Here is a 14,694-nt window from a genome sequence, read left to right as displayed (position 1 = left end):
AGAAGGCGCTCAGCGATTGAGCAGGGCCACGAGGCGGTCACCCGCCTCGGGGAGCGCCATCTCCTTGCCTGAAATCTCCTGGGCGAGCGTCTCGGCGTCGTCGGTGCCACCCCGGGCGAAGAGGCCCTGGAGCCACTGGCGCGCGGAGGGGTTGCGCCACCAGTCCTCGTTGAAGCGTCCGGTGAGGAACGGGGTGAGCCGCGCCTCCAGCGCCCAGCCGCGCAGGTAGCGCGTGACGTACAGCTGCGGGTCCACGTCGAAGAGGAAGAAGCCGCGGTGGGGCTCGACGAAGAGCGCCTGGCGCTGGGTGTCGACGTATTCCTCGGCGCGCTCGGTGGAGGGCCCGCTGGTGCGCAGCGACAGCTCGTAGGCGAGCCGGGCGCAGTGCCGGCGCAACACGGTGAGCGCCTGGAAGGCCGCCATGCGGGCCGCGTCGCGCGCGGGTGCCGTGGGCAGGCCCGCGTAGCGCTTGAGCCACTCCTCGTCCATGAGCAGCCGCTCGAAGAGGGTGGCGAAGCCCTCCGTCACCGAGGCGTCGCCCAGGCGGCGCAGCTCCAGCGGGAGTTGCTCCGACACGTGGGCGTGGTGCAGCGCGTGTCCGTACTCGTGCAGCAGGCTGCCCAGGGCGTCGAGCCCCGCGTGGCGCTGGAGCACCAGGCGCACCTCGCCCGGCACGCGCACCGCGGCGGTGATGGGGCGCGCCGCCTTGCCGGGCCGCGCCTCGTCGTCCAGGCGGATGCGGCCTTCGGCGGACGGGTGGAAGCCCCACTCACCGAGCCAGCGGATGACGGCGGGCAGCCCGTCCTCGCGCCGGAAGAAGGCGTGCATCCAGGGCACCTGGGTGGCGGCGCGCAGGTCATGCCGTCGCGCGTTGCCCGTGGGCAGCGGTCGCAGCGTGGGCTCCACCTTCTTGAGCACGTAGGAGAGCACGTCCCGGTAGGCATCCTCGGTGGCGCGCAGCGTCCGGGCGGCGGCCTCGGCGAGCGGCTGGAGCGCGATGCCGGAGACGTCCTCGCGCAGGGCGAGGTAGCTCGGGGCGCCGAGCTTCTCGGCGACGCGGAAGGTGGCCTCGTGGCGGGCGCCATAGCGGCCGCGGTTGTCCCAGAGGAAGCCGCCCGCGGCGTTCTCGAGCACGGTGCGCCGGGTGCGATTGCCCTCGAGGGGAATCTGTCCGAGCACTTCTCCGAAGGAGAGCGTCCCATCGTCCACGGGGAGGCTCGAGCGGGTCTCGAGCCGGGCCACGGCCTCGGCCTCGGGGGCGGCGAGGGCTTCCTCGACCTGGGTGGCGATGAAGTCGCGCAGCAGCCGCAGGCGGCGCACGGCGAGCAGGTCTCCCTTGGCCTGGGCCTTGGGAACGGCCTCGGTGGCGGCGGCGAAGGCCTCGGCGGAGGCGATCTCCGGCGAGTCCTCATAGAGCTCGCGGAGGGAGGAGTCCTGGGGGCGGCCCGCGGCCGAGCGCCAGGCGGAGGTGGCCAGGGCGGCGAGGAAGTCGTCCAGGTTCTCGCGCAGAAGGGGAAGGGGACGGTCCATGCCCCTTCTCATACTCCAGCGGCGAGGGTCCGGCATGGGCCTTTGCCATGGGCGCCCTCGTTGGGCCGCATGGACATTCTGGTCATGGACGGAACACTCCGAACGCCGTGGGGTAGACGCTGGCGACGAGCCCAGGCACCTTGTTCTCTTTGCTCGCGAGCAAACATTCTTGGCGAAAGGATCCATGGCTGATAGGGGGGGGCGGATGCCGCGATTTGTTTTGCTGTTGATTGCCAGTGTGCTGATGTCTGGATGTGCCCACTCCCGGCCACCATCGGCTCGGGTCTACGTGATTGCCGAGGATGCTGGAGGCGTTGGCTCTTCGCTCGGCACGGGTGGGTCCGGTTTCCGTGATTGCGATGCGGAGCAGAACACCTGCTTTTCCGATTGCTGGAACGCCGATCCGCTCCCCTATCCGCACACGAAGAGAGATGGTTGGCTTCACGAACATTGCACCCGGAAATGCCGCGAGCTGTACATCGAATGCGAGAGGTCCAACGAAAAGAAATCAGGAGAATTGAAGTTCTCTCGTGCGGATGAGGCCGTCGAATGGATCAAGAATCACAAGGCCGAGGTGGCGCTTGGCACCGTTGTCATCATTGCCGGTACGGCCTTCGTCGTGACGACAGGTGGTTTTGGTTCCTTGATCCTGGCGCCTCTTGCGCTCTGAGCTGGTGTGCCCATGCCCTATAACCCGAACTTCAATCTCGACGCCGTGTTGGAAACGCTGGGAACCGTGAACAATGGATTCACGGAGGGCTCACCGGAAGATGAAGCGCTGCGGATCGCCGCGGTCGCCTTGCTCTACGTTCGAGACATCCAGAAGCTGGAGGAGTACCGGGATTATTTCCAGCGCTTCTTCACCCACCGGCCCGTGGTTGCCGCGCATGTCTTCCCGACCCGGGCGGACGCGGACGCATGGCTCGTCAGTGGAGAGGCTCGGGATGGCGAGTTGGTCAGCATCGCCGGTCAGGGGTTCACCGTCATCCAGGCCCTGCACGAACTGAAGTTCATCCGGACTCCCCTGCCAGAAGAGCTGAGCCGGTAGGACTCCTTCCGGGTGAGCTGGAGCCTCTGGGCTCCAATCCCACGGCGGAGAAATCACGAAGCGGACGGTTCGGGCGGAGGGTGGTAGCCAGCCTCGCCGTAGGGGCGCAGCCGCTCCATCCAGAGTGCTTCCAGGACGCGCAGTTCCTCGCCGAGGTCCGTGCCCGGCTCCTCCGGTGGCTCCAGGACGTCGAGCACCTCGAAGGAGAAGGCGTCGGCGCCGAGCCGGTTCCAGTCCTCCTGCAGGGCGGGGAACTTGCGGTGGCCGAGGTGCATCAGCTCGAAGCGCAGGCGGTTGAGTGCTCCGGGCAGGTTGAGGCTCGAGCCCACCAGCACCTTGCCCTCGGGGTGGTTGCGCACGGCGAACACGCCCATGGCGGGGGGCTTTTCCTTGTAGGCACGCTTCAATTCCGAACGGCGCGACGACGCACCGCTCGGGACGGAGGAATCGTTCGAGGACATGAGGAGGCTTTCGGGTGGGGGTTGAAGGGCGCGCGCGTGCTTCAGCGCGTGTAGCCGAGGGCGATGAGCTTGGACTCCAGCCGGGCCCGCGCGGCGTCGTCCGCCGGCTCCACCCAGTTGAAGCCGATGCGCTGCCAGTCCGGGTCCGTGGCGTCCACGCCGAGCGCGCGCAGGAAGGTGTGCTCGCAGACGAAGAACTGCTGGCGGAAGGGAAAGAGCCAGCCGCCGTGCGCGAGCAGGGACTCGCGTGCCTGGGCGTAGGTGGAGAACCAGCGCTTGAGGTCGCCGCCCCCCTCCCGGGTGAAGAAGGCTTCCGGGTCGAAGCGCCGCGGAGCCGTCTCGCGCGCGTGCTTCAACTCGCGCCACGAGGCATGGCCCTGCTCACGCGCGATGACGGCGAGCGCGTGCTTGTGGCTCACCTGCTCCCGGCGCGCGAGCAGCTCGTCCGGGCTCAGCCCCGCGTAGTCGGGCAGGGTGCACAGCCGCTGCGCGGCCCGCGTCGCGCTCGACGCGTCGGCACCGAGCAGGCTCTTGAGCAGGAGCGATGCTCGAATCTTGCACTCGCGCAGGGGCAGGGGAGCGGCGGAGGATGCGGTACGCATGGCAAGTCCCTCGGAGGCGGCCCCTTACCCTGGAGAGGACCGTGACAGGAACTTGAGCTGAACGGACCAGACTACCGGTGAAGCGAGGGTGACGTCGTCTTGGAGGGTACAGGCGCCCCTCGGCACCTGTGCGGGGAACAATGAGCGAAAGACAGGCATGCCCGCAAGTGCTTTTTATCCGGGATGTCTCGGGCGGGATTCCCCGCCCGCTCCGGATGTCTGCCTTCCCCACCCCTCCGAGGGTGTTGTCCTAGCGAGCCGCCGAGGTCCGCCGGGCCCCTCGCTTGGCCGCGGCCGAGCGCTTGGCCGTGGCCACGCGCTTCGCCGTGCCGCCGCTGGCCTTCGCCGCCCCTCTCGGGTTCTTGGCCCGGTTCACCATCTGGGTGGCCACCTTGCCCGCCCGGCGGCCCACCTCACGCGCCGCGTCGCGGCCCATGTCGAGGATCTTCGCGAGCGCATCGGAGATGATGTTGCCGGGCGGCGTGTCGGGCGACATCGGGTGCGGGCGCGTCGGCGCGAGGGTCTTCGCCTGCTCCAGGGCCGCGCCGAGCGCATTGAGTTCCGCCTTGCCCATCAGCCGCTCGAGCTTGGGAAACAGCTCGGTCTCCTCTTCCTTCACATGGTGGCGGATGCTCTCCATGAGCACGGTGACCTTCGCATCGAAGCGCTCGTCCTCGGGCGACATGCGATCGATCTCATCGAGCGTCCACTTCGCCACGTGGTGCTCCTCGAGCGCCTCGAGCACCTGATCCTCCAACCGCTCGTCACGCGCGCGCGCGGCGGGGTAGAGCAACTGCTCCTCGATGGAGGCGTGGATGGCCAACTCCTTCACGATCTTCCGGGCGATCTCCTGCTTCTCCTTGAATGCCTTGTCGCCCGCCTTCTCGAACTGTTTGAAAAGGGCTTCCACCGCGCGGTGATCATTCTTGAGCAGCTTGAGTGCGTTCATGGGTGGACAGGATGAGTCCTCGCCGCGCCGCCGGAAGTGTCTGACAATCCGAATTCCGGGAGGCCTTGTTCATTCCCATACTCCTTCACTCCAAGATGTTGGTTCCTGGGCGGAAGACGCGGGGGGGCACTCGTCCCGCCGTCGCATTGCCAGTTGCGGAGGACTTGAACCGCGAGCGCCCAGGAGATACGCGCCCGGGGGCCGTTTCCGCCGAGCCCCGAGGACTCCTTCCATGAAGCGCCGCACCTTCCGAGTCGAGACCCTTCACGTGGGCCGCCCCCTGGGCGAGGTGCTGGCCGGAGTGCTGGGCCTGCCGCGCGAGGAGGTGGAGCGGCTCGTGGGCGTGGGAGCGGTGTACGTGGGCGGACGCCGCAGCCGCGACGCGGCGGCGCGGCTGACGCCGGAGCAGGTGGTGACGGTCGTGCTCGAGGAGGGCGGACAGAGTCCCCTCGCGGCCGCGAGCACTCCCCGGCTCGAGCCGCGCATCCTCCACGAGGACGATCGGCTGCTCGCGGTGGACAAGCCGGCGGGCATGACGGCGCAGCCCACCGAGGGCCGCGTGGGCGACAGCCTCGTGGACTGGGTGGGCACGCACCTGGGGCGCCCCGCGGGCCTGGTGCACCGGTTGGATCGCGAAACCTCCGGGGTGACGGTGTTCGGCAAGACGCCCGAGGCGACGGCCGCGCTCGCCGGGGAGTTCCGCGAGGGCCACGCCCGCAAGCGCTACCTGGCCGCCGTGGGCCCCGTGTCGCTGCCCGCCCAGGGGTTCATCGACCTGCCCCTGTCGAAGGATCCCTCCCGTCCGGGCCGCTGGCGGGCGACCCGCGCCGCCAACGGCATTCCCGCGCTCACCGGCTACCGGGTGCTGTTCACCGGCTCGGACTTCCTCCTGGTGGAGCTGTTGCCCCAGACGGGACGCACCCACCAGTTGCGCGCGCACCTGACCGCCCTGGGCGCGCCCATTCTCGGGGACTCCCGCTATGGCGGCGCACCCCAAGCAGGCGGACTCGCCGCTCCCCGGTGCCTCCTGCATGCGCGCACCCTGGAGCTGGCCCACCCCCGCACGGGGGCTCCGGTCCGGTTCGAGGCCCCCGTGCCGGAGGACCTCGCCCGGTTCTTCTCGGCCGCGAGCCTCCTCGCTCCCTCGGGTGCCATCCCCGTCGCCGAGCCCCCTGGCGGACAGTGACGACCGGAGGCCCCATCGTGTGTAGACTGCGCGCCCCATGGCTGGCGTGAGAAACGGTAAGGGCTCCCGCGAGGGGGCCGAGGGGCTCGATCCCGTCGAGCGGCACCGCCAGAGCGCCGCCCGACTGCTGCGCGAGGGTCTCGCGGCGCGGGCCTTTGGCGAGATGGTGCGCGCCAGCCGCGTCCTGCCCATGTCGCCGCGCCTGGCCGCCGTGCTCGTCGCCTTCTCGCAACTCGCGGGAACCGAGGCCGCCGCCATCGCGCTCCTGTCCTCCTCGCTCCCCTCCACCCGCGGCGACACCCGCCGTGCCGTGCGGCTCCAGCTCGCCCGGGTGCTGCGCCGGGTGGGTCAGAAGTCCCGCGCCATCGAGACGCTCCAGTCCCTCGTCAAGGAGTTCCCCGGGGATCGCCGCGCCCGCCGGCTCCTCGAGCTGCTCTCCGGACGCGCCCCCACCACTCCCCGGCCGCCCCGGAGTGAGGGGACTCCCCCGGGCGGCTTCGTGGTCCCGCCCGCGCCGCCCGCGGCCGGCTCACCGCCCATTTTCAGTGAGACCCTGATGTTCGGCGCCACCTCCTGGGAGGAGGAGGACGAGCACACGCAGGAGAACCCGGTCCCGCCGGATGCGCGCTTCTCCCCGCGCGCCTCCTCCGTCGATGACCGGCATGGTACTCCGCTCGAGACGCGCTCTCCGTGGGCGAGGCAGGAGGAGGAGATCACCTCCGAGGCCTCGGGCCTGCCCTTCTCGACCGACGCCGCTCCTCCTTCGTCCCCGAGGGAGGACTCCGAGGGAGCCGCCTTCAGCCACCGGCGGATGACCCTCGACGTCACCGACGACCTTCCGTTGGACGAGGACGACGCCCCCGCGCGCCCCGCGGCCCCGCCGCCCGCGGCGCTCCGCTCCGGACCTCCCGTGCCCTGGGGCCAGGACGACGAGACGGGCCCCTCGATTCCCCGCGTGCGACGGCGCGAGCAGCCCGAGGATCCGCGCCTGGAGGCGCAGCTCATCGCGCGTCAGGCCTGGCGCGAGCTGGCTCAGTTCTACCTGGCCCGCGCGGACTCGGCCGAGGAGCTGTCCGTGCGCGCCGAGGCCCTCACGCGGCTCGCCGAGCTGCTCGAGAACGAGCTGCACGACGGGGCGGAGGCGGCGCGCGTCTACGGGCAGATCGTCGCCCTCACCGGGGACAAGTCCGCGCTCGCCGAGCAGGTGCGGCTGCTGTCCCAGCGCTCCGACGGCGATGACTGGGCGGTGCGGCGCGTGCTCGACGAGGCGGTGCAGCGCGCGAGCACCCCCGAGGCCCGGGCCAGCGCCTTCCTGGCGCGCGGGGAGCGGTTGTTGTCCACCGGTGAGGAGGCGCTCGCCCGCGCCGACTTCGAGGCTTGCCTGGCGCTCGCGCCCCAGTCCCTGCCGGCGCTGATCGGCCTGGCCCGGTGTGTCTCCGAGCCCGAGCGGCCCGGCGCCGCCGAGCGGCTGCGCGCCGTGCTCACCACCATGCCCCGCCGTGCTCCCCTGCGCGCCGAGGGCCTGCGCCGCCTCGCCGAGCTCGTCTCCCATCCGCTCGGCGACGCGCGGCTCGCCCACTGGGCCTGGACGGAGGTGCTCGCGGAGAACCCCGGAGATGCCGCGGCCCAGGAGCAGTTGCTCGAGCTGACGCGGCGCCTGGGAGACTCGGAGGGGTTGAGCCGCCTCTTGCGCGCGAGCCTCGCGCGCGAGCCCCGGGGTCCGGTGGCGCGCAAGGCCCGGCTGGAGCTGGTGGCCCTGCAAGAGGCCGCGGGCGATCGGGACGCCGCGCTCGCCGAGCTGCGTCAGGCCGTGCGCTTCGAGCCCGGCCACAAGGAGGCCTGGCTGTTGCTCGTCGAGCGCCTCATCGCGCTCGGACAGAATGGCGAGGCCGCCTGGGCCCTGGAGCACGCCGCCACCGCCACCGAGGACGATCGCGAGCGCATGAGTGCCTGGGAGCGGCTCGCGCGCTTCTGCCGCGACGTGCTCGGGGACGCGGCCCGGGCCCAGGTGTACGCCAACCGCGCGGACAATCTGCGCGCCTCCCTGGCCGAGCCCCTGCCACTGCCTCCCGAGCCGGTTCGCGCCGCCTCCACGCGGCCGGAGACGACCGGCACCCGCTCCGCCGTCCTCGTTCCGCCTCCCATCTCGCAGTCGGATGTCTCCGCGTCCGCGCCCACCGTCCTCGAGATGCCCGCGGTCGAGCTCCCGCTCCCGCCCGCGAAGCCGGCGACGTCCACCTCTCGGACGCGCTCCGCCGTGACGCCCCCGCCGGCCGCGTCCGAGCCCTCCGCTCCGCCCCCGTCCGGGGACGCTTCTCCGGCGTCCGCCTGGGAAGCGCCGCCGGGGAAGATGGACCCCGTGCGCCGCCGGGTGAAGGGGGCTCCCGAGCCGCTCCCGCTCGTGCCCGCCTCCCCCGATGTCACCGTGACCCGCGCCCTCGCCACGCCGCTCGCCCGCTCCGCTCCCGCGCCCGCTCCCGCCGAGTCCCGGCCGGCGGCCATCGAGCGCGTGCGCGAGCGTCCGCTGGATCCGGCGGCCTACCGCGAGCTCTCGGCCTTCTTCCAGAGCCGGGGGGACCAGGCGCGCGGCGCGTTGATGGCGGAGGTGTCCTCGGCGCTCGCGGGCAACCGGGAGGCCACGGTCCGCTTTCCGCGCCGTCCCCTCACCCCCGAGGAGCGCGCGGGACTGCGCCACCCGGGCCTGCGCAACCCGTCGGGCGAGTTGCTCGTCGCCGTGGGCTCCGCCCTCTGCCGGCTCTTCCCCACCTTCGGCCGGGCCGCGGGCTCGTCCGAGCCGCTCCTTCCGGACTCGGGGCCGGGGGCCCGCGCCGCCCTCGAGGCGTTGCAGGCCGTCGCGCGCATGCTGGACGTGCCCCTGCCCGACGTCTACCTGTCCGAGGACGACGGTCCACCCTTCTCGCTCGTGCATCCGGGCGGCCCGCGCGTGCTGGTGGGTCGGCTCGCGGTGCGCCAGGTGCTCCCGGAGCCGGAGCTGCGCTTCTTCGCCGGACGCGCCCTGTTCTGTGTCAGCTCGGATCTGCTCGCGCTGCGCTGCCTGCGCAAGGATCAACTCCTGCGCGCGGTGGCCATTCTCGGCTCGGTGCTGCGCGAGGGCTCCGACTTCGGCCCCGAGTCGCGGGTGGTCCGCGACGCGCTGCATCCCCGGGCGCGCGAGCGGGCGTTGGGCCTGTTGGAGTCGGCCCAGCGCGAGTTCGACGCGGCGGCGCTCGCGGAGGCGGCACGGCACTCGGCCAACCGCGCGGGGCTCGTGGCGGGCGGCGGTCCGGGACCGGCCCTGGCGGCGTTGCGCCAGCTCAAGTCCAGCGAGCCGGAGTGCATCGAGCTGGTGCGCTTCTCCGCCTCCGAGCGCTACCTGCCCCTGCGCGCGCTCGGCGCTTGAGCCGCCCTCCACGGTCAGCCCCGCGACAGCCCCCCGGTGCGCGCCCTGGGCATCCCTCCGGCCGTCCCCTAGAATCGCGCCCCCCTACGAACGACTCGAGGCCCATGGAGCCCTACCTCTTCAAACCGGGACGCATTCCGTTGCTCGTCAGCATGCCTCACGTGGGGACCCAGCTCCCGGAGGGGCTGCGCGAGCGGCTCACCGACGACGCCCAGGGCCTCCCGGACACCGACTGGCACCTGCCCATCCTCTATGACTTCCTCGAGGAGGTGGGTGCCAGCGTGCTGGTGGCCCGCTACTCGCGCTACACCATCGATCTCAACCGCCCGCCGGATGACACGCCGCTCTACGCCACCGCGACGACCGGCCTCTTCCCCGAGACGCTCTTCGACGGGCGTCCGCTCTACCGCTCTGGCCTCGCTCCCGAGCCCACCGAGCGCAAGGCGCGCCTCGAGACGTACTGGCGCCCCTATCACGAGCGCCTCGAGCAGACGCTGGCCGGGTTCCACGCGCGGCATGGAGTCGCGGTGCTGCTCGATGCGCACTCCATCTGCTCGGTCGTCCCGCGGCTGTTCGAGGGACGCCTGCCGGACCTCAACATCGGCACCGCGGACGGGCGGAGCCTCGCGCCGCAAGTCACCGAGCGGCTGGTGGCCACGTGCGCCACGAGTGGCTACTCGCACGTGCTCAACGGCCGCTTCAAGGGCGGCTACATCACCCGCCACTACGGGCGGCCCACCACCGGCTACCACGCCGTGCAACTCGAGATGGCCCAGTGCAACTACATGGACGAGGACGCGCCCTTCACCTTCCGCGAGGAGCGTGCGGCGGCCTTGCGGCCCGCGCTCCGGCGCTTCGTCGAGGTCCTGGCCGACTTCGCCCGCTCCGGCGGCCGGTCCTGAGCGCGAGGAACTCCCATGAGCCGTGAGACGAGCCTGTTCTGCCACTCGGTGCTGCTGGCGGACGGTTGGGCGGAGGATGTGCTGCTGCGGTTCGATGACCGGGGCGTCATCACCGCGGTGGATCGCGGGGCGCGACCCGGGGACGTACGGGCCGGGGGACCGGTGATACCGGGGCTGCCCAATCTGCACTCCCATGCCTTCCAGCGCGCCATGGCCGGGCTCGCCGAGCGGGCGGGCCGCACCGAGGATGACTTCTGGACGTGGCGGGACACGATGTACCGCTTTCTCGCCCGGTTCACCCCGGAGGGCCTGCAGGCGGTGGCCGCGCTCCTGTACCTGGAGATGTTGAAGGCCGGCTACACCTCCGTGGCCGAGTTCCACTACCTCCACCATGACCAGGCGGGGACGCGGTATTCCGACTGCGCGGAGAACTCGCACCGCATCGTGGCCGCCGCGCGCGAGACGGGCATCCGGCTGACGCACCTGCCCACGCTCTATGCCCACGGGGGCTTCGGGGGACGCGCTCCCACCGAGGGGCAGCGGCGCTTCCTGAACACGGTCGAGGGGTTGCTGGGCATCGTGGAGTCCGTGCGGCGGGCGACGGCGGAGGATCCGTCGGTGCGCGTGGGCCTGGCGCTGCACTCGCTGCGCGCCGTGACGCCCGAGTTGCTGCGCGAGGCGCTCGCCGGCATGAACTCGCTGGACGCGCGGGCGCCGCTCCACATCCACATCGCCGAGCAGGTCAAGGAGGTGGAGGACTGCCTGGGCTGGAGCGGTGAGCGTCCCGTGCAGTGGTTGTTGAATCACGTGCCGGTGGACTCCCGGTGGTGCCTGGTGCACGCCACGCACCTCACGCCCGAGGAGGTGACCCGGCTGGCGGCCAGTGGCGCCGTGGCCGGCCTGTGCCCGACGACGGAGGCCAACCTGGGGGACGGGCTCTTCCCCGCGGGGGACTACCTGCGCCAGGGGGGCGTGTTCGGAATCGGCTCGGACAGCCACATCAGCGTCAGCGCACCGGAGGAGCTGCGCCTGCTGGAGTACGGCCAGCGGTTGGTGGCCCGGCGCCGCAACGTGCTGCGGGTGGGCTCGGAGGACTCGGTGGGGGCGGGCCTCTACCGCGCCGCCGTGGCCGGAGGTGCCCGGGCGCTGGGGCTGTCCGCTCCCGGCTTGGACGTGGGGGCCCCGGCCGACCTCGTCGTGCTCGATGCGGACCACCCCAAGCTCTACGGGCGCACGCGGGATGCGCTCCTCGACTCCTACCTCTTCGCCAGTGGGAGCGATTGCGTCCGCGACGTCATGGTGGCCGGGCGCTTCGTGGTGCGCGAGGGGCGCCACCCCGCGGAGGACACCCTTCTGGCGCGCTACCGGCGCGAGCTGGACCGGCTGCTCGCGGTGGCCTGACCCCAGTCCCGTCCCGGGTGAAGTCGCGCTTCCCCGGGCGCCTCAGTGGCTGGCTGGAGGCGCGGAGCGGAACGCCCGGCGGTAGGCTTGTGGGCTCGTGGTGACGAACCGCTGGAAGTGCTCACGGAAGGCGGTCGCCGAGCCGAAGCCGACCCGCTCCGCGATGACTTCCACGGAGTGCCCCGTCGTCTCGAGCAGTTGCTGCGCGCGGCGCACGCGGGTGCGCAGGAGCCACTGCAGGGGCGTGGTGCCCAGCTGTTCGCGGAAGCGGCGGTTGAGCGTGCGGCACGCTCAGCGCCGCGTGGCGCGCGATGTCCTCGAGCGTGAGCGGCTCGTGGAGGTTCTCGTCGAGCCAGCGCAGCAGCGGCTCGAGCGACGAGCCATCCGGGGCGGGCGGCGCGTGCAGGATGAACTGCGACTGTCCTCCGTCGCGCTCGAGCGGCATCACCGAGAGCCGGGCCGCATCCGCCGCCACCGCGGCGCCGTAGTCGAGCCGCACCATGTGCAGACAGAGATCGAGCCCCGCCGCGGCGCCCGCCGACGTCAAGGAGTATAGGAAGGAGGGAAGGCCTGTTGAGGGGTGGCGAGCTGGAACGCCGGGGCCGAGGAGGGCCGCTGAAAGGGGCCGCCCGAGCAGCGCACCCGGTCGGTTGAGAGGCCGCGCAGCCCCATGAGGTACACGACTGCCCAGGCCGCGCTCCCCTGGGGTGCGCGGCTGGGGGCTGGCTCTCTTGGCCCGGGCGGCTTGAGCCTCAACACCACGCGGCCTGGGGGGGCCCTCGCGCCGGGGCCCGCCTCGCACCTGCCGTGGGCAGGCCCAGGTGCTAAAGAATCGCGCGCACCCCGGAAGCCCCCTTCACGTACGCCAGCACTCGCCGCCTGCCTCCACACCTCACGCAGGCCAACACCTCCACCGCGAAGGTCCTTCGTAGCAGCCCTGCCCAGTCCACTCGCGCTGTCCGCTCCTTCCTCGTTTCCTGCCTCGCAGCTGCCTGGGGCGCCACGCTCGCCTCCTCCTCTCCTGCTTGGGGGAGCAGTTGCTGGGAGCGGCGCGGCGGCGCTTCCAGTGGTTCAACTGGACGAAGCGCTGGAGCCTGGGGCGCCACGCTCGCCTCCTCCTCTCCTGCTTGGGGGAGCAGTTGCTGGGAGCGGCGCGGCGGCGCTTCCAGTGGTTCAACTGGACGAAGCGCTGGAGCAAACGCGGAAGTAGGGGCATGGCGGAGGGGGAGGGCGCTTCGCCAAGCAATAGGCCGAGCCGGTGGAGTTGGAGGTAGCGCCGCTGCCGTGTTGGGCGGGGAGGAGTGAAGAAGAGAGGCAGGGCGCGGTGCGGGGACTGCTCCAGGAAGTGGAAGCCGAAGCCCATGCGCGGGGCAAGCCTGCCTTGGGAGTGCGTAATAGCTCGCCGCGCCCCGTCTGGACGGGGCGGGGATGCGCCCGCCGGCATTGAAGCACGACGTAGCAGCGTCAGTCGGAGCAGGCCGGGAGCGAGACGGTGCCGGGATTCTCGATGGCGGCGAGCGCGGCGCGCAGCAGGTAGCGTCCGGGGTCCTCGCCGCGCAGGCGGGCCGTCTCAATCAGCGAGTAGAAGAGGGCGGCCACCTCGGTGCCGCGCAGTGACTTGGAGCCGTAGCGTATAGGAGGGATGGGGGCGGTGTGGAGGGAGAGGGCAGGAGCCGAGGGGTCGAGGAGGGCTGCGGACGGGTGCCACGAGGGCTGTGCGCCGGGCCGGTGGAGACGCGGTGCAGCCCCATGGGGCACACGCCGGCCCAGTGGCCTTCCCAGGGGAAGGCAGCAGGGGCGTGGGCGTCTTTGGCACCGTGACGGCTCGAGGCTCAACACCAGCCGCCCAAGCCGGGCGTCATCGCGGGCTTCGAGGCCGAGGCCGCCGAGGGCACCGACACCGGCGGCGGCACCGTGGACTACGAGCGGGAGAATCGCGGCCTGTTCCTCAGCCGCGAGTACACCACCATGCCCGTGGGCGCGGACTTCTCCCGGGACATGAAGCGCCTGGGGGCGGCGAGCCTCGTCTGGGGCCGCGAGGTGCTCGATCGCGTGGCCTCGCGCGTCTTCCACCCGGAAGAGCTCGAGAAGCGCTGAACCCCGCGTGGGCTTGTCCCCGGCCCGCGCCATCTGTCCGAGCACCTGACCCGCGTCTGTCTGGTCAGGTGCTTCGTGGCGGGCGCGTCCAGGGGGGCCCAGGAACGACCCGTCGATACCGTGTCTGTCAGGGCCTCCGTGAATGGGACGCGTGCTGGTGACCGTGATGGGACTCGTGCCCCTCGTGAGCCCGGGACAGTCGAGCTCCTCGGGCGCCGTGGCCCCCAATGTCATCTTCCTGTTGGACACCCGCCGGTCCATGCAGGAGTTTCCCATCTACCTGTCCGAGGCTGCCTCGGGCACCGCCCCGTCCAGGTCCTCGGTGGTCACGGCTCCACACCGCCTGCAGACCACGAGGAAAGAGTCCGTGCTGCCACCTCGAATGACTGAGAGAAATCCTGGAGATGTTGGCCAGTTGTGTCGTACGCGTTCAGCGCGTAGAGGCAGCCTCTATCGGACGACTGAACGCGTACCAAGCGTTGTTCAGGGACGACTCCCTGGTTCTTGAAGCTCGCCTGTCGTTGCTATGCCTGACGTAGCTCTTCGAGTTGTTTCAGTCTTCTCTTCACCTCGAATAGCTCGCGTTCCACCATTCTCTTCCCGATCGCCTCGAAAGCCTGCTTGCCGGCCTGTGTTGATTTGTAGCCGTCCCCTGTCTCCTCGGCAAACTTAAACTCGCAGAGCGCTTCCAGGTATAAGTCGACCTTGCTCTTGTCAATGTCGATTGCCCGCGCCAATTTGGCCGCATCACACTCCCCCTTCGCAACCAACATCGCCAGCGGCAAGATGGCCTGAGGCGAAAATTCGTCCAGATTGGGAATGTTTAAGGCCTCATAGCTTACTTCTTCTGCAAGCCACTTCTTCGGGTTGAGTAGTGCGTCACCGTAACAGATAAGCTCGGCGAATCCCTGGGTCATATTGGCCATTGCTTGGGTTGTCCTGGTTTGTACGGAAAGTGTGCTCAAACGGGCAAGCTTTCCTTGTTGTGTCCTGCGGCTTAATAGTTGCTCCTGATTTTTCGAGCCGTCAAGTGCATTGCTGCAAAAACCCAGACACCCAATTGCCGTCCCATTTAGCCTGAGTATGGGCGAAAGGACTGGCGGGGGAAGGAGCGAAAG

The 14,694-nt window shown here is 70.8% G+C and carries 14 protein-coding genes and 1 pseudogene; 8 read left to right on the top strand and 7 right to left on the bottom strand.

Annotated features, from left to right (window positions below; all coding sequences use genetic code 11):
- Positions 1 to 9: 9 nt before the first annotated feature.
- The gene (locus D187_RS00060; RefSeq protein WP_002630138.1) at positions 10 to 1,530 is read right to left on the bottom strand and encodes a hypothetical protein; all 1,521 of its coding nucleotides are present in this window, start codon (positions 1,528 to 1,530) and stop codon (positions 10 to 12) included.
- A 205-nt stretch (positions 1,531 to 1,735) separates the two neighbouring features.
- On the opposite strand from D187_RS00060, the gene D187_RS57365 reads away from it, so the two are divergent.
- Together D187_RS57365 and D187_RS00055 are read left to right on the top strand one after the other, a co-directional pair.
- Entirely contained in the window at positions 1,736 to 2,200 is a 465-nt protein-coding gene (locus D187_RS57365) for a hypothetical protein (protein WP_245591569.1), read from the top strand.
- Between the two features lie 12 nt (positions 2,201 to 2,212).
- Entirely contained in the window at positions 2,213 to 2,578 is a 366-nt protein-coding gene (locus tag D187_RS00055) for a hypothetical protein (protein WP_043427616.1), read from the top strand.
- 53 nt (positions 2,579 to 2,631) lie between these two features.
- Here D187_RS00055 and D187_RS57360 read toward each other — a convergent pair whose 3' ends face one another.
- From D187_RS57360 to D187_RS00040, 3 genes are all read right to left on the bottom strand, one after another.
- Positions 2,632 to 3,039: a GIY-YIG nuclease family protein gene (locus tag D187_RS57360; RefSeq protein ID WP_043427615.1), complete on the bottom strand. Its 408-nt coding sequence runs from the start codon at positions 3,037 to 3,039 to the stop codon at positions 2,632 to 2,634.
- A 41-nt stretch (positions 3,040 to 3,080) separates the two neighbouring features.
- Positions 3,081 to 3,641, bottom strand: a complete 561-nt coding sequence (locus tag D187_RS57355) for a hypothetical protein (protein ID WP_002630143.1) — start codon at positions 3,639 to 3,641, stop codon at positions 3,081 to 3,083.
- Positions 3,642 to 3,891: 250 nt separating this feature from the next.
- On the bottom strand, positions 3,892 to 4,590 hold the full coding sequence (locus D187_RS00040; RefSeq protein WP_002630144.1) for a hemerythrin domain-containing protein: 699 nt from the start codon (positions 4,588 to 4,590) through the stop codon (positions 3,892 to 3,894).
- 232 nt (positions 4,591 to 4,822) lie between these two features.
- Here D187_RS00040 and D187_RS00035 point away from each other — a divergent pair, with 232 nt between their 5' ends.
- The 4 genes from D187_RS00035 to D187_RS00020 all read left to right on the top strand — a co-directional run bounded on the left by D187_RS00035 (position 4,823) and on the right by D187_RS00020 (position 11,479).
- Entirely contained in the window at positions 4,823 to 5,776 is a 954-nt protein-coding gene (locus D187_RS00035) for an RluA family pseudouridine synthase (RefSeq protein WP_002630145.1), read from the top strand.
- Positions 5,777 to 5,813: 37 nt separating this feature from the next.
- A complete protein-coding gene (locus D187_RS00030) occupies positions 5,814 to 9,176 on the top strand; it encodes a tetratricopeptide repeat protein (protein ID WP_051256142.1) in 3,363 nt (1,120 codons plus the stop codon).
- A 104-nt stretch (positions 9,177 to 9,280) separates the two neighbouring features.
- Positions 9,281 to 10,078, top strand: coding sequence for an N-formylglutamate deformylase (hutG, locus tag D187_RS00025; RefSeq protein WP_002632570.1), 798 nt, complete (start codon positions 9,281 to 9,283; stop codon positions 10,076 to 10,078).
- Between the two features lie 15 nt (positions 10,079 to 10,093).
- Positions 10,094 to 11,479 carry a formimidoylglutamate deiminase gene (locus D187_RS00020; protein ID WP_002632569.1) on the top strand — a complete coding sequence of 462 codons (1,386 nt, stop codon included), beginning with the start codon at positions 10,094 to 10,096 and terminating at the stop codon, positions 11,477 to 11,479.
- A 42-nt stretch (positions 11,480 to 11,521) separates the two neighbouring features.
- Here the strand turns inward: D187_RS00020 and D187_RS57350 are convergent, their stop codons facing one another.
- Complete coding sequence (locus tag D187_RS57350; RefSeq protein WP_245591588.1) at positions 11,522 to 11,707, bottom strand: helix-turn-helix domain-containing protein; 186 nt, start codon at positions 11,705 to 11,707, stop codon at positions 11,522 to 11,524.
- A gap of 46 nt (positions 11,708 to 11,753) precedes the next feature.
- On the opposite strand from D187_RS57350, the gene D187_RS57345 reads away from it, so the two are divergent.
- Complete coding sequence (locus tag D187_RS57345) at positions 11,754 to 12,035, top strand: hypothetical protein (RefSeq protein ID WP_245591568.1); 282 nt, start codon at positions 11,754 to 11,756, stop codon at positions 12,033 to 12,035.
- 908 nt (positions 12,036 to 12,943) lie between these two features.
- On the opposite strand, the gene D187_RS54570 is transcribed toward D187_RS57345, so the two are convergent.
- Entirely contained in the window at positions 12,944 to 13,237 is a 294-nt protein-coding gene (locus D187_RS54570; protein ID WP_155893090.1) for a hypothetical protein, read from the bottom strand.
- A gap of 81 nt (positions 13,238 to 13,318) precedes the next feature.
- Between D187_RS54570 and D187_RS00010 the strand changes: the two are divergent.
- Positions 13,319 to 13,576, top strand: a pseudogene (locus tag D187_RS00010) (hypothetical protein); the annotation flags it as partial.
- A 524-nt stretch (positions 13,577 to 14,100) separates the two neighbouring features.
- On the opposite strand, the gene D187_RS00005 reads toward D187_RS00010, so the two are convergent.
- Positions 14,101 to 14,694: hypothetical protein (locus D187_RS00005; RefSeq protein ID WP_211241425.1), on the bottom strand; the 594-nt coding region annotated here is incomplete at its 5' end.

It is taken from the genome of Cystobacter fuscus DSM 2262 (assembly GCF_000335475.2).
Classification (GTDB): Bacteria; Myxococcota; Myxococcia; order Myxococcales; family Myxococcaceae; genus Cystobacter; species Cystobacter fuscus.
Note: the sequence above shows the minus strand (reverse complement) of the source record. Positions and strands in the feature narration are given on the sequence as shown.

Excerpts from the sequence above, each read along its gene's own strand:
- D187_RS00060 (WP_002630138.1), bottom strand. The coding sequence starts at position 1,530 with ATGGACCGTCCCCTTCCCCTTCTGCGCGAGAACCTGGACGACTTCCTC.
- D187_RS57365 (WP_245591569.1), top strand. The coding sequence starts at position 1,736 with ATGCCGCGATTTGTTTTGCTGTTGATTGCCAGTGTGCTGATGTCTGGA.
- D187_RS00055 (WP_043427616.1), top strand. The coding sequence starts at position 2,213 with ATGCCCTATAACCCGAACTTCAATCTCGACGCCGTGTTGGAAACGCTG.
- D187_RS57360 (WP_043427615.1), bottom strand. The coding sequence starts at position 3,039 with ATGTCCTCGAACGATTCCTCCGTCCCGAGCGGTGCGTCGTCGCGCCGT.
- D187_RS57355 (WP_002630143.1), bottom strand. The coding sequence starts at position 3,641 with ATGCGTACCGCATCCTCCGCCGCTCCCCTGCCCCTGCGCGAGTGCAAG.
- D187_RS00040 (WP_002630144.1), bottom strand. The coding sequence starts at position 4,590 with ATGAACGCACTCAAGCTGCTCAAGAATGATCACCGCGCGGTGGAAGCC.
- D187_RS00035 (WP_002630145.1), top strand. The coding sequence starts at position 4,823 with ATGAAGCGCCGCACCTTCCGAGTCGAGACCCTTCACGTGGGCCGCCCC.
- D187_RS00030 (WP_051256142.1), top strand. The coding sequence starts at position 5,814 with ATGGCTGGCGTGAGAAACGGTAAGGGCTCCCGCGAGGGGGCCGAGGGG.
- hutG (WP_002632570.1), top strand. The coding sequence starts at position 9,281 with ATGGAGCCCTACCTCTTCAAACCGGGACGCATTCCGTTGCTCGTCAGC.
- D187_RS00020 (WP_002632569.1), top strand. The coding sequence starts at position 10,094 with ATGAGCCGTGAGACGAGCCTGTTCTGCCACTCGGTGCTGCTGGCGGAC.